The following is a 14,566-nucleotide window of genomic DNA, read 5'->3' on the forward strand; positions in this document are numbered from 1 at the left end:
AGGCATAAAAACCTTCTCTTATTTTATTCACTTAGTATTTTTTCTTTTTCCGCTCAAATTCAGCCTCGGTTAAAGCCCCTTATTCTTTTAACCTGGCTATTTTTTCAAGCTGCTCATATTTATTTTCCATAACCATGTTTTACCACCTTACTCCTTAAGACAGAAGCACTGCAAAAAGCAAGCTATAAATATTATCTATTTTCCTCATCGTATTCCAAAAATAAATCTTGCAAATCTCCATTTATTGACTTTTCGTTTCCTTTAATAGTTAAATCAAATTCTACTTCTTCGTCTTCTAAGATTATTCCTTCATCTAAAATCCTAAGAATAGTAGATAAAGTATCAATTTCTATTTGTTCAATTATTTTAAATAAGACCTCTTTATTATGAGATGAAAGTTCATTATAAAGCTCTATTGATTCTTTCCAATAAGGATCAGTTACTTCGTTTAAGTTAGTATTTTTGAATAAATCCCGATAAGTTGTTAGATTTTCTTTTATGGTTGATTGATATAGATGTCTAATAATTTCTTGCTTTTTCATGTTTATTCCTCCTCAACTCTGGATATAAGCTTTTATTCATCTGAATTAGCTTTTTTAATTGACTGTTAGGAATATCTGGATAAACTCTTCTTAATTCGATTATATCCCTTGCCAATAATTGTCTTCCATTTTCAATACCTTTCGAATTTCTTGATACTATGCCTTTTGGTCCCCTAATAGTATGACCTACTTTTGGTACTAATATAGCAGGCGCGCTTTTCCAATCATAGTTATTTATAAATTTTTTCATAACAACTTTTTGTCCAACGTGGTGTGCGTCTAATCCTGGTACTCCTCTAATTTTATTATAAGCGCCTATATCATACTTTTTTAAATTCTGTTTGTTAGTTACTTTTTTTGCTTTCGTTCCACCCTTATTCGCAAATTTAAGCGTACCTTTTCCAGCTTTAATCAGCTTTAGAACTTTCCCCGCTGGAATCAAAGAAACTCCAGATACTATTCTATCGGTCGTGGAAGCTTCTGAATCCAAAATAGTATTAACATCATCTAAAATGAGAAAGTCTGCTGTTTCTTTTACAGCTGCTGCTCCAAATTCTCCCGCTTTTACAAATGTATCTTTCACACCACCAGCAGTCTTTTCTAACCAGCTTTTTTTCGGTTCTTTTGGCTTATGTCGATTCGCTGGAATCGTACGAACCAGTTCATAGTTTACACCTGTTTCTGATTGGAACTTCCGAACTATCCTGCCATCAGCTAGGGTGTAATAAATTCCTTGCCTTACTCCCTTGTAATCCGATACCTTTATTTTTGAAACAACGAGATCCTCGAGCGTGACAAACTCACTGGCAGTTAAACTGTCCCCCGTTGCTGCTAGTACGGCCTGCATAGCACGATAACTGTAATTCATTGTTTTCAGCCCAAAATGTTTCTGCATATAGTTAATCGGAATCGCTGCTAATGGAATAAACTTCGAAAATAGACGTTTGCCAAGTTCCCCCATGATGACTTCTAAATCGATGGCATTCTTTCCAGCCTTTTTCATGAGACCTTGCATCAGCTTTTGATGAATCTGTTGATCAGATATCTTTCTTGCTTGGTACGTTGCAATATGTATTTGACCGCTGTTTCCTAATTCTCTAATTCGACTTACATAGTTTTTCATGGTATGGAGATCTTGCTCCACAGGCTCTAGCTTAGCTGTATTATGTCGATCAAATAGATACAGCTTTTCAATGGTCTTGTGTGTCATTTTCTTTGCATGTTGTACGTTGTCCAGAAACTCCCCATCATCTAAATCCCGAATATGAATAATGTCTCTAACCGACTGAAGAACAGCATTTGCTTCATCGGTTAGCATCATTGTCATATGTTCTGCTCGTTTAAGTCCTCGTTGAACACCACCCGCAAGAAAATCCTCTCGAATAACGCTATTCCTGTTCGGTTCCAGTTCATTAATGGATTGTTTTATTTCCCGTAACGTATTCGAATAATTATCAATGAACCCCTCTAGGAACAACAGAAACGACATGTGTACTTCCTGATAAAAAGTTCGAATAGATTGAGCTGTCTTCCCTTTAAAAGCTTCTTCTAAAGCGATAAAGCCTTCTATGCTTTTCTGGATATTTTTGATTTGTGTATGTATCTGTTCTAGCTGCGCCAATGTTTTATCGATAAAGCTATGACATTCCCCTACATACAGCGCCTTGATTGACATCTCCTCCCATCTTAGTTGAAATTCAATTGCCTCCTATAATTGCATTATACTAAAAGTGCAAAATTTATTGAATTGTTTATGAGGAAAATAAAAATGCCACCTCCCCGTAACTGGTTATAGGAGGTGGTTTTGTTGGGGAGAGAATAATGCCAAGATATTAAATCGAAAGTTATAAATGTAATTAGTATGTCAATCATCTTTTTTAAACGTGTCCAAAGTATAATTTAATCTATTCATTAGATAGATATCATTCTATTGTTTTTTAATTGTTATAGGGTTAGTATGTTGTATAGTGCAGAGTTTTTCTACCTCAAGGAGACTATTTTTGAGTTTAAATAAAGAGAATTATCTTAAACAAAAAGCGAGGTCAATATTAGTGATTCTGTAATTGTTGACTGTAGTTTGGATTATTCTTTTCAAATTTTACCTTAGTATTAGCAGCTTTTTTCTTTCGTGGACAGTCGGTTACGTAAGATTAATTTAATTCCATTCAAAGAATCCGTTGTATCTAATGGAACAATTGTTTTGAGTGAAGTAATTGATAACATAGTCATTTTCATTCCACTTTGAGGATTACTAAGGATAGTTAGTAAAAATACAGGTGTAATGAAAAAACTAGGATATATATTTCTCTTCAGTTTAAGCTTAGAGGTTTGTCAGTATATATTTGGTTTAGGAGCAACAGATATAGTTACTAATGGTACTGGAGGTTTTTTTAGGGGCTTATTATTTACACTTTTTTAAGAAAAATATTTATAGAAGAAAAACTAGATCGTATTTCAACAATTCTGGGATCAACTTTAGTTGGGTTGGCGATTATTTTTATTTTAGTTTTAATTCTTGTTTACAGTTTTTGAAAATATAGCAAAAATGAATATTGGACTCATTTAAGCTGCCTTCCTTTTTCTTCATGGAATATTTACAACATTATATTCCACAACTATTTTTATAGATACTAACAGTTATAGTTCCTTCATAAATCCCAATATTTTTTCTGGATATTTACTACTTTATCGACCGCTTCGATTTGATTTGGATATAGTGGTCCTTCATGATAACCCAAATCAAATGGATCGTCTATTCCACTAGTTTTTCCAGAGAGGGCTTCTAAAACCCTAAGTGTACAAAACGGAACATATGCAGTGCTGTACCCGCCTTCATGACAAGCAACTAACCTTCCGTTACAATGCTTTTCTGCAAGTCGTTTTATACTTAGTGCCATATCGTAAAATCCTGATGCGGTTACAAGCATACGTCCCAAAGGATCAAAACGGCTCGGATCCTGACCTGCTGATATGAAGATAAATTCCGGTTGAAACTGATCTATTATTGGCTCAACAATTTGTTCAAACGTGTATCGATATCCTTCATTACCTGTTCCCGCTGGTAATTCAATATTAACGTTAAAGCCCTCTCCTTCCCCTTCTCCTGTATATGTAATTCCTCCACGGTTTTTCGGAAAGGTATTCTCTTGATGAATAGAAATAAAAAGCACGTTAGGATCCGTACGGAAAGCGCTCTCTGTTCCGTTCCCATGATGTACATCCCAATCTAAAATTAAAATTCGGTTTGTACCATACTTTTTGCGCAAATATTTTGCACCAATTGCAACATTGTTAAACAAGCAAAAACCCATTCCTTTTTCGAATTCAGCATGATGACCAGGAGGACGAATGAGAGCATATACATTTTTCACCTCTTCTGTCATTACAGCGTCAATGGCAGTTAGCACGCCCCCAGCTGACAATAAGGCAATTTCATATGAATTTGGACCAACAAGCGCACGTACTCCTGCATCTCCACCACCTGTTTCACTTAGTTGCTTGATCCGTTCAATATACGTTTGTTCATGATTCATTTCGATTTCCCGTGGTGTAGCTGATCTAGGTTCAATCTGCTGAAGCTGTTTGATAAATTTCGAGCGCTCAAGTAAATTTTTAACACGTCGTTTCGTTTCTGGATTTTCAGCATGTATATCCTCTTGAATCCAACCACCGGCACTCAGATTTAATGCCCCGTTTCCAGTTTGATGCCAAAAATAACTTTCATCACAAATAAACCCTGTATGTTTCATCGCAACCCCTCCGTTTTTCACGAATTTACGTAGAAATGTATCATTCCGACAGCTGCTTTAATATTAGATTAGTAGTTATTATAGGTTAAAATAAATAGATAAAATGTAAACACAATTTAAAAAAATAACAAATATTATCTATATAGTCAACTCTATTATTTAGTAATCATGATTTTCGTCTTAAAAAAATCACAGTAGCCACTTATCTTTACCACAGCCATAAATTAGTATTAAATAAGCAAAATTAACATTTTTCATTTCTTGGAAATGAAAATTCTTGATCTAACCACTGACTTTTCTGGTACATGGGTGTTGACCAAGAATTAAAAGTTTTATTTTTCATTTCACACGTAAACACATGAAGGAGATCCCAACTCATTCATTCCCTTTTAAACACCAACTCTATTTATTTAATTCTTTTGTTCCTTACACCACATCACCAGGGTTAACAGTTCATTCATTAGCGCAGTATGACTCTAGAATACTTCCATTGATGCTAGACAAAGCCAAAGAATACGTTTACAAAATAACTTCGAATGCCCGTAACTTACTGTATGAATTGGTAACAAGCGAATACTTCATTATCCATATTTAAATATAATTTTGAAAGCACCAGTCATAGAATAACAATAGTATGGTTGTTCAATAGACCAGGCGGTTTGATTATGAATAAAAACCTAAAATTTTTCCCCTTGCAATTTATTTTTTGAAACCAAGTAATTTTTAATTCGTATATAAGGTATATGTGAAAACATCTTACTAACTAGGGAGGTGAATCCTTTGTTTCTATAGTGAACCATATTTAATTTAGAAATAGAAAAATTTACTAAATTTTTCTAGCCTTACATACAAGAATATGATAAATTAGTAACATATTTGCCTATTCTCTACATAAGTTTTAAAGGGAATCAGTTGTTTTGTAATTATTTAAATGTTCTTTATTCAGGCAGGCGAATATACATTTTTTAATTGGAGGTATTAAAATGAAACGTACTGGTGAAATAATCTTTACGGTTATTGGGATGGTAATCTTTGGTTTAATGGTATTGGGAACGGCCAGCTTTCTATTTGCTGATAATGCTGCAGTAGAACAGCTAATAGAAGAGGTCATGCAAGAAGAGCAAGAAACTAACTTAAGTGCTGAAGAGGTCACTGTTGCTCTTGAAAGTGGAGCTACGACTTTATTAATTGTATCAATTGTTGGCATTGTTTTAGGAGGAATTTCTATCTTTTTACTGATAGGAAATAAAAAACCAAAAATTGCTGCGATCATACTGCTTATTACCGCAGTATTAGGTACTGTGCTAACAGCGTTTTTTGGACTTTTTGCCGGTGCTGCCTATTTAATTGCAGGTATCATAGCCCTCGTGCGTAAAGAGAAGCAAATGATAGCGTAATTTTTTCTTATCAGCCCATGAGTAAACTTGTTTTATATCAAGCAAGAACTACATTTATAAGCTACGGGAAGTAAGCATCTTTATTTGGTTACTTCCCTAATGACGTAATTTGGAATCCGTATATTAATTAATTCTGCTTTATCAGCATATTATTTTAAAACTCCCATTAAGAGGATGTCCAAAAAGCCTTCGGAAATAACATATCGGATTTTTTCACTAAATGGATGGAATTTTATGGTAGAATCCAAATGATCACTGTTCAACTGTATAAACCCTGCTGTTCCAAATCATGCCACCTTGAACTTACTGATTTTTTTTAACTTTTTTGGACATGCTCTTTACCCTTATGTGGTAATTCATCAAATTTTACTTCTTTTCAAGAGTCTACATATGTTCGCTTTGGCAAAACCTTTAAATACGCATCCTTTTTCAGCTGTTTACTGCCTGTAAATGTTACTTCACGTTTTTTCCCGCCTTATCATAACTAGTTAAACAGTATTTTAATCTCCTTTATCAAGTTACTTTTCTGGTTCATTCATTTTAACAAAATATTTGTTTTATGCAGGAAAGGTTCAGCTTATGAGCAAGTTCGTTCTATACTAAGCCTGTAAAAGCATCATGGCTACGACGATAATTACTAAACAATACTAAGTAAGCAAAAACTTTCAGATTTTACTTCTTCATGTGCATTTCCTCTTTTTTCATCTTTTTACTATAGTATAGAAAAACATGGATAGTACCTATTTAGGTATTTATAATATTTTAAGATTAGAACAAAAGCACGTACTAACTGAAGAACTTCTAACGAGATAAAGTGTTGCTTTATTTAAGAAGTACTTTTCTCTCTGAATCAGTAGATCAAAGACAAAGTTAACAGTCTCCTTATCGCGAAGTATCGTTGCCAGAGTTTTTTCTATGTACATCAAAGAAGTTTTTCTTATCCTTGAAAAACCGCGATGCGTCGCTGCCGAGGCATTTCTGTCCTGTCTCCCAAACGAACCAGCATTTAGCCCTTTTAGCTCTCACTTTTTTCTTCGTATTCTCTATAACTCCTGAAGTACCCCCTTCAGCAAGATAAAGAAAAACATGCCTCTAAAACAGGGGGTGCGTACACCTGAGCGGCAAGCCCACTTTTCGTCGGCTTCTTTTAGATTCGAGCCGATGTTGACTTATCGTAAAATATATGATCGAAGTTTGTACGGATTGGAAGCGCTCAATCTAAAAAATATACAATATGTAAAAAGAATACGGAATATAATTTCCTAAACTATAAAAGCACAGGGAAGCATTCCGGCTCCCCTACACTTTTTCACTGTTTTTAAAATGTGATTAGAAAATACTTTTTCTTCCCTCTTCGTATTACTGTAAAGGTTTCCTCAATTCTATCCTCTGCTTGCAGCGTATATTGTGTATCCTGTTGACGGTCACCATTAATGTAAATCGCACCATTTGTAATATCTTCCCGTGCTTGTCTTTTCGATGGAGAAATATTTGCTTGAACCAGTAAATCAACTAAACCAATATCTTTTGTTTCAACCTTAAAGGTAGGAACATCTTTAAAGCCTTGCTTAATATCACTGGCAGATAGCTCTTTAATATCCCCACTGAATAAAGAAGCTGATATTTTTTGGGCTTGTTTTAAAGCTTCTTCGTTATGAACCATTCGTGTCATTTCTTCTGCTAATCGACGATGGGCAACACGTTTTTCTGGACGTGTTTTTATTTCATTTTCTAATTTAGCTAGTTCTTCTTCTGAAATAAACGTAAAGTAACGAAGAAACTTTATAACATCTCGGTCGTCTGTATTTAACCAGAATTGATAGAATTCATACGGTGATGTTTTTTCTGGATCAAGCCAAATTGCTCCTCCCGCAGTTTTTCCGAACTTGGTTCCATCTGCTTTCGTAATTAAAGGAACAGTTAAACCAAATACATTTGCTTCCTCGCCTTCTTTTCGAGTACGACGAATTAATTCCATCCCAGCAGTAATATTACCCCATTGGTCACTTCCGCCAATTTGTAATGTGCAGCCCTCTTCTTCATATAACTTCAAGTAATCAAGTGATTGTAAAATCATGTAACTAAATTCTGTGTAGGAAATGCCTTGTTCAATCCGTGCTGATACTGACTCCTTTGCCAGCATATAATTAATACTGAAATGTTTACCAGCATCCCTTAGAAAATCAATAATCGTCATACTAGCCAACCAATCATGGTTATTTCTTGCAACAACTGGATTTTCACCCTTGCCAAACTCAAGGATACGGGCAATCTGTTGTTTAATCTTTTCACTATATCCTTTTACAACTTCGCTTTCATTTAAAGAGCGTTCTGTATTTCTTCCACTTGGATCACCTATCATTCCCGTTCCTCCACCAATAAGAGCAATTGGTTTATGACCAGCCTTTTGGAAGCGTTTCAGCATAATAATCGGTACTAAATGTCCAATATGTAAGCTATCTGCTGTGGGATCGAATCCACAATATAATGTTACTTCATTTTCAGCAAGATGCTTTTCTAAACCCTCACGATCAGTTACTTGATTAATTAAACCTCTAGTTTCTAAGTCCTGTAAAATATCCATTTTACTGCCTCCATTACATACAATTTTTTAACTCATTTATCATTTTAAGTCTCCTAACCATATACAAAACTACATCTGTATATTAGAAAACTTGGCTAGCACAAGCCACTGGTGAAGTTAAGCTGTTAGTTACACTTATAAAACAATTAAGCTTCAAATAAACCTCTGCGCAAAAAATGTACGCTCTTGACACATAATTATAAAAACATGGCTTGTCACAAGTCTTTATGGCGAAAGCTTTAGTTTTTCTTATATGACTACTTTCCTATAGTACAAAAAAACTCCTCCCCTCAAAAAAGGGACGAGCTTACTTTTACACGCGGTACCACCCTTGTTGCAATATGAATTGCCACTTGGTATTGATAACGGTGTTTCCACCGTTTCTTTATCTAAGAAGTTTTGAGGTTAATACAAAAAAAGCGTCATAGCCACTCTTCATTTAATATAACTTCATTTGATAACAGAAAATGCTCCAGAATGTAATTCGTTTTACAAATATGACATAGCTTGCACCATCCGCTAGTTCTCTGAAACAGGGATTTGTAAAACTACTTCGTTCCTTCTTAGCAGTAAATGTCCTATTAGTATATATCTATACCATATCTTTTTTGTAAAAGCAATATGTAAAAGCAATAACAAAACAATAATTTATTATCGAACAGATTACGGATTATGCTATAATAAGAAAGAATTTAGGAGGGTAGATATGAATTGGAAAGAAAGACTCCGTACGTATATAAATAAATGGAAACCCCGTATGCAAGTGGAAAATATGTCTTTTCAATCTTTCCTTGCAAAATGGCAAGAGTTATGGAAAGCAGGTAAAATTCAACGTGTTTCACGAATATCCTATAACGTTATTTGGAATATTATTTTATTTTTTCTAATTGTAGGTTTAATTGCCTGTTTTTTTGTAGTTGGTATCGGAGCTGGTTACTTTGCTTCTCTTGTAAAGGACGAACCGGTACGATCTTTTGCCGCTATGAAGCAAGATATTTACAACTACGAGGAAACATCCAAGCTGTATTTTGCTGGAGGCACATATATCGGAAATTTACAATCAGATCTTTACCGCGAAGAAACAACGCTGGATAAAATCTCACCAGCTTTAACTGACGCGGTAATTGCAACGGAAGATGAGTATTTCAAAGAGCATAATGGAGTAGTGCCTAAAGCAATTTTACGGGCCATTTTACAGGAAGTGCTTAACACAGAGACAAAAACAGGAGGAAGCACATTAACCCAACAGCTTATTAAAAACCAAATTTTAACCGATGAAGTATCTTTTGAACGAAAAGCAAAGGAAATTCTACTTGCGTTGCGTTTAGAACGCTTTTTTAAAAAAGATGAAATATTAGAAGCTTATTTAAATATTGTTCCCTATGGCAGAGACGCCTCCGGAAATAATATTGCTGGTGTAGAAACAGCGTCTCAAGGAATATTTGGTATTTCGGCAAACGAACTTAGTCTTCCTCAAGCTGCTTACTTAGCAGGGTTGCCGCAAAGCCCATCTGCTTATACACCATTTAAAAATGATGGTAGTTTAAAAAGTAAAGAGCATTTGCAATTAGGAATCAATCGGATGAAATTCGTTTTAAAACGAATGTATGAATCCAACGATATAACTAAAAAAGAATATGATGAAGCAATTAACTACGATATTACAAAAGACTTTACTAAAGGTTCAGTATCTCCTATCGAAAAATACCCTTATTTAACCTTTGAAGTTGAAGCAAGGGCGTCTGAAATACTTATGAAACAGCTTGCCAAAAAAGATGGCTATACGATGAAGGATTTACAGAAAAATGCCGACTTAAAAAAAGAATACCGTGAAAAAGCTGACCGTGATTTGCGAGTAAATGGGTATCATATTCACACTACAATTAATAAAGATATATATGACGCGATGCAGAAAGTAGCAAAAGAATTTCCATACTACGGTCCAGATCGAACATTTTTAAAAAAGGATCCAGAAACTGGAGAAACAAAAGAAGTAACAGAAAAAGTACAATCAGGAAGTGTGTTAATTGAAAATAGCACTGGAAGAATTATCAGTTTTGTTGGCGGACGCGGCTATTCTGAAGAAAATTCGATTAACTATGCTTCAAATCAAGTAGCACGTTCAAATGGAAGTACCATTAAACCTTTATTGGATTACGCTCCAGCAATGGAAGAAGGAATGATTCAGCCTGGAAGTGTGCTTGCAGACTATCCAAAATCGTTACCTGGTTGGCAACCCGGTAAACCAAGCAACTATGGCGGAGGAAACTACGGATTAGTTTCGGCAAGAACAGCGCTAGCATATTCCTATAATATTCCAGCTGCTGAAATCTATTCAAAAATCATCCATTTAAATCCAGCTAAAAAGTATTTAGAAAAAATGGGATTTACGACATTAACAGAAAATGATTATACAAATCCTTCCTTATCTATTGGAACAATGAACGCTACCATTGAGGAGAATGTCAATGCTTTTGCTACATTCGGTAACAATGGAAAATTTGCTGATGCCTATTTGATTGATAAAATCACCACGAAAGATGGGAAAGTTATTTACGAGCATAAAACAAAGCCGGTAACTGTGTTTTCACCACAAACGACTTATTTAACTGTTGATATGATGCGTGATGTTCTTACAAATGGAACGGCTGTTTATGCTAATTCCCAATTAAAATACCGTGGTGTCGATTGGGCTGGTAAAACCGGTACATCAGAAGATTATCATGACGCTTGGTTCGTAGCAACAAATCCAAATGTGACGTTTGGAACATGGATAGGTTATAACACTCCTTACCCATTAAACAATGCAAACATGTCCTTAACATACAGCCAAAGAAATATTAAATTATGGGCTGAGTTAATCAATCGAGCAACAGATATTGACCCTAAATTACTGGCGCCATCTGCTCCATTTAAACGCCCAGAAGGAATTGTACAACGCAGCTATTGTGCAATATCAGGTTTACTTCCATCTAAACTTTGTGAAAAAGCAGGGTTAGTTAAAACAGATCTATTTAACAGCAAGTATGTGCCGACCAAAGTTGATGATAGCTTGATCTCAACAAGTTATGGGTTTGCCTTTAATCCAGAATTTTTAAAGCGCAAAGGCTATGATAAATTAAGTGATCTAAGCATTTTATTTCCACGCACAGAAAGAGAGAAATGGGAAAGAATTGGTCGTAAAACAAATACTTCTAATCATAACAAGAATCAGATGGAACGCAGCAAAAGAAAAAAGCAAACTACTAATCCACCGATTAAACAGCATCAACCTGCTAAAAGAGATGTTCAAAAAAGGAAACAGCAAACGAATGAACATGAAAAACCAAAACAACAGGAGTTAAAGCAAGAAGAGCAAAAACAACAAGGACAAAAGAAACAAGATCAAAAACAACAAGAGGAGCAAAACCAGACAGAGCAACCTAAGGAAAAACCAAATAAAGAGACCGAGGAAAACACCAACACAAATGGAGAAGCAAATAAAGAAGATAATGTAACCAATAATAATTAATTTTCTATAAGCTTGCGATTGGATTCGCAAGCTTATATATTTTAAGTAAAACAAACTACATTGTGTAATTGATATTATGATAATTAGAAATATTTGTTAGAAATACTTCATAGCTCTTACTAAAAATTCTGACCTTGTTGTTGTATAATTAAATGTAAGCGTATTACATGACAGGTGGTGGGCCGATGAAACATGAAAAGAAGTATCATTCAATGAAAAAAGAGACAAAGAAAGGAACTATTATTATTGAAGGTCCTTTAGCGGCTGAGGAATTAAAAAAGTATAACTTTCACAAAGATTTAACGGCATTTCGTCCAGCTCCAAAACAATTCGAAGCTATTATTAATATCTCTACATTCCCTGAAGGGCGTATTATTGCAGCTAGGACCAGTAACACCATCATAGGGTATGTGACATATTTACATCCTGATTCGTTGGAACGCTGGTCAGAATTTGAAATGGAAGAATTAATTGAACTTGGAGCCATTGAAGTTGTACCGGAATATCGTGGGGAACATATTGCCTCTAGCTTATTAGAAGTATCCATGATGGATAAATTTATGGAAAACTACATTATTATTTCAACGGAATATTATTGGCATTGGGACTTAAATGGCACAAAGTTAAGCATTTGGGAGTATCGAAAAGTAATGGAAAAGATGATGGCTGCTGGTGGACTAGATCCAGCACCTACGGATGATCCGGAAATTATTTCACATCCGGCTAATTGCTTAATGGTACGAATTGGCAAAAATGTTTCGGAAGAGTCGGTAAAACGTTTTGATACATTGCGTTTCTTAGGTCGACATAAATATAGTAATTTGCAGGAGGGGTTTTAAAATGCTTGTCGAAGAAATTATGAAAACAGAGGTAATTACTCTACCTCCTACTGCAACGATTAAACAAGCATTGTACTTGTTAAATAAGCATAAGATCCGTCATATTCCTATTATAAATGAGCACCATCAAGTAATAGGAATTGTCTCGGATCGAGATGTTCGTGATGCTAGTCCTTCTATTTTTGAAACAGATGATTCTAATCCGGCTGAGTTAGAGCACGAAATTCAGACAATTATGAGCCACCCTGTAGTCACGATCCATCCTTTAGATTTTGTCGAGGAAATAGCCAAGATCTTTTACGATAAAGAGATTGCCTGCTTACCTGTGGTAAGAGAAAAAAACAGGTTAGTGGGTATCGTTACAGAAAAGGATATGCTATATACGATGATTCAATTAACAGGAACTCATGTCCAAAGCTCACATATTGAAATGAAAGTACCAGATCGTCCAGGAATTCTACCAGAAGTAACAGCAATATTTGGTAAAAGGAAAACAAATATTGTTTCTGTGCTCGTCTATCCCTATAAAGACGACGCCGATTATAAGGTATTGGTCATCCGTATTCAAACAATGAATCCACTTCCAGTTATTCAAGATCTTCGAGAGGCTGATTATGAACTTCTTTACCCTAATAATACGGTGGGGTTGAACCAATGACATGTACAGCTAAGTATATATTTTCTGAAGATTTGCTTCATTATCACTTTCATAAAGACCATCCTTTTAATCAAAATCGAGTGTTATTAACAACAGAGCTATTACAATATGCTGGTCTACTCAATGATAGCGATATTGTACCTCCACGAAAAGCGACCGATGAAGAAATTAAACTTTTCCATGATCACGCCTATGTTGAAGCTGTAAAACGTGCTAGTAAGCAGTCCTTACCAGAGCAAGAGGCTGTTGAGTTTGGCTTGGGAACAGAGGATACCCCCATATTTCCAGATATGCATCATGCATCAGCCTTCCTTGTCGGAGGAACATTAACTGCTGTAGATGAGGTCTTAAGCGGACGTGCTATGCATGCATCTAATCTTGGCGGTGGTCTTCATCATGGATTTAAACGCAAAGCCTCGGGTTTTTGTATTTATAATGATGGCGCAATAGCGATACGGTATATACGGGAAAAATATAACCTGCGTGTCTTATATGTAGATACTGATGCCCATCATGGTGATGGTGTTCAATGGGCTTTTTATGATGACCCTAACGTTTGTACTTTCTCAATCCATGAAACAGGGAGATATTTATTTCCGGGAACAGGAAATGTTAATGAACGAGGAATTAAAAAAGGGCATGGATACTCATTTAACCTTCCAATTGACGCATTTACAGAAGATGAATCTTTTCTTCATGTTTTCACCACTGCATTAAAAGAAATTGCAGCGTTTTTTAAACCAGATATTATTGTTTCTCAAAATGGGGCAGATGCCCATTGCTATGATCCATTATCACATTTATGCTGTACAATGACTATCTATGAAACAATTCCCCAGTTAGCTCATCAATTGGCACATCAATATTGTAATGGAAAATGGATTGCACTTGGTGGAGGCGGCTATGATATGTGGAGAGTTGTTCCAAGAGCTTGGGCACAAGTATGGAATGTAATGCATCTGGGGCTACCTGCAAGTGGGCCATTACCCGAAGAATGGATAAGCAAGTGGAGGGAAAAAAGCCCTGTTGCTTTACCTACTTATTGGGAAGATGATCCAAGCATTGTACCTTCGATACCGAGAAAAGAAGAAATATCCGAAAAAAACGATATCTCCTTACGTCAGTTACTTAAATATACGACATTGAATACTCCAGCTGATAAATAATAGCAAACTTATTGTATTACATAGGCCATACTACAGCTGTTCCTCTAGATCTTTGATTGTTTTTTAAAGATCTAGAGAAACATTTTGCTATCTAGGAAACGATATCCGTTTCTACATAGT

Annotated in this window: 9 protein-coding genes, 1 pseudogene and 1 other annotated feature; of the genes and pseudogenes, 5 read left to right on the plus strand and 5 right to left on the minus strand. The window is 35.3% G+C overall.

Annotated features, from left to right (window positions below; all coding sequences use genetic code 11):
• Positions 1 to 191: 191 nt before the first annotated feature.
• The 3 genes from JNUCC74_RS12030 to JNUCC74_RS12040 form a co-directional block, all read right to left on the minus strand.
• Positions 192 to 542 (minus strand): transposase, encoded by a 351-nt coding sequence (locus JNUCC74_RS12030; RefSeq protein WP_454065530.1) that lies wholly within the window; start codon positions 540 to 542, stop codon positions 192 to 194.
• Positions 520 to 2,217 carry a ribonuclease YeeF family protein gene (locus tag JNUCC74_RS12035; protein WP_454065531.1) on the minus strand — a complete coding sequence of 566 codons (1,698 nt, stop codon included), beginning with the start codon at positions 2,215 to 2,217 and terminating at the stop codon, positions 520 to 522. The genes JNUCC74_RS12030 and JNUCC74_RS12035 overlap by 23 nt, the downstream gene beginning before the upstream one ends.
• Positions 2,218 to 3,190: 973 nt before the next feature.
• On the minus strand, positions 3,191 to 4,291 hold the full coding sequence (locus JNUCC74_RS12040; RefSeq protein ID WP_454065532.1) for a class II histone deacetylase: 1,101 nt from the start codon (positions 4,289 to 4,291) through the stop codon (positions 3,191 to 3,193).
• A gap of 983 nt (positions 4,292 to 5,274) precedes the next feature.
• Between JNUCC74_RS12040 and JNUCC74_RS12045 the strand changes: the two genes are divergently transcribed.
• On the plus strand, positions 5,275 to 5,688 hold the full coding sequence (locus JNUCC74_RS12045; RefSeq protein ID WP_077321378.1) for a DUF4064 domain-containing protein: 414 nt from the start codon (positions 5,275 to 5,277) through the stop codon (positions 5,686 to 5,688).
• Between the two features lie 376 nt (positions 5,689 to 6,064).
• Here the strand turns inward: JNUCC74_RS12045 and JNUCC74_RS12050 are convergent.
• Both JNUCC74_RS12050 and tyrS read right to left on the minus strand, forming a co-directional pair.
• Positions 6,065 to 6,148, minus strand: a pseudogene (locus tag JNUCC74_RS12050) (hypothetical protein); the annotation flags it as partial.
• A gap of 858 nt (positions 6,149 to 7,006) precedes the next feature.
• A complete protein-coding gene (gene tyrS / locus JNUCC74_RS12055) occupies positions 7,007 to 8,272 on the minus strand; it encodes a tyrosine--tRNA ligase (RefSeq protein WP_454065533.1) in 1,266 nt (421 codons plus the stop codon).
• A 294-nt stretch (positions 8,273 to 8,566) separates the two neighbouring features.
• Positions 8,567 to 8,846, minus strand: a binding site (T-box leader).
• A 198-nt stretch (positions 8,847 to 9,044) separates the two neighbouring features.
• Here tyrS and JNUCC74_RS12060 point away from each other — a divergent pair.
• The 4 genes from JNUCC74_RS12060 (at position 9,045) to JNUCC74_RS12075 (ending at position 14,446) form a co-directional block, all read left to right on the plus strand.
• A complete protein-coding gene (locus JNUCC74_RS12060) occupies positions 9,045 to 11,783 on the plus strand; it encodes a transglycosylase domain-containing protein (RefSeq protein ID WP_454067893.1) in 2,739 nt (912 codons plus the stop codon).
• Positions 11,784 to 11,968: 185 nt separating this feature from the next.
• Positions 11,969 to 12,622, plus strand: a complete 654-nt coding sequence (locus JNUCC74_RS12065) for a GNAT family N-acetyltransferase (protein WP_454065534.1) — start codon at positions 11,969 to 11,971, stop codon at positions 12,620 to 12,622.
• Between the two features lies 1 nt (position 12,623).
• Entirely contained in the window at positions 12,624 to 13,280 is a 657-nt protein-coding gene (locus tag JNUCC74_RS12070; RefSeq protein ID WP_077321382.1) for an acetoin utilization AcuB family protein, read from the plus strand.
• Entirely contained in the window at positions 13,277 to 14,446 is a 1,170-nt protein-coding gene (locus JNUCC74_RS12075; RefSeq protein WP_454065535.1) for an acetoin utilization protein AcuC, read from the plus strand. The genes JNUCC74_RS12070 and JNUCC74_RS12075 overlap by 4 nt, the downstream gene beginning before the upstream one ends.
• Positions 14,447 to 14,566 lie beyond the last annotated feature (120 nt).

The organism is Cerasibacillus sp. JNUCC 74, assembly GCF_053667775.1.

Excerpts from the sequence above, each read along its gene's own strand:
- JNUCC74_RS12030 (WP_454065530.1), bottom strand. The coding sequence starts at position 542 with ATGAAAAAGCAAGAAATTATTAGACATCTATATCAATCAACCATAAAA.
- JNUCC74_RS12035 (WP_454065531.1), bottom strand. The coding sequence starts at position 2,217 with ATGTCAATCAAGGCGCTGTATGTAGGGGAATGTCATAGCTTTATCGAT.
- JNUCC74_RS12040 (WP_454065532.1), bottom strand. The coding sequence starts at position 4,291 with ATGAAACATACAGGGTTTATTTGTGATGAAAGTTATTTTTGGCATCAA.
- JNUCC74_RS12045 (WP_077321378.1), top strand. The coding sequence starts at position 5,275 with ATGAAACGTACTGGTGAAATAATCTTTACGGTTATTGGGATGGTAATC.
- tyrS (WP_454065533.1), bottom strand. The coding sequence starts at position 8,272 with ATGGATATTTTACAGGACTTAGAAACTAGAGGTTTAATTAATCAAGTA.
- JNUCC74_RS12060 (WP_454067893.1), top strand. The coding sequence starts at position 9,045 with ATGTCTTTTCAATCTTTCCTTGCAAAATGGCAAGAGTTATGGAAAGCA.
- JNUCC74_RS12065 (WP_454065534.1), top strand. The coding sequence starts at position 11,969 with ATGAAACATGAAAAGAAGTATCATTCAATGAAAAAAGAGACAAAGAAA.
- JNUCC74_RS12070 (WP_077321382.1), top strand. The coding sequence starts at position 12,624 with ATGCTTGTCGAAGAAATTATGAAAACAGAGGTAATTACTCTACCTCCT.
- JNUCC74_RS12075 (WP_454065535.1), top strand. The coding sequence starts at position 13,277 with ATGACATGTACAGCTAAGTATATATTTTCTGAAGATTTGCTTCATTAT.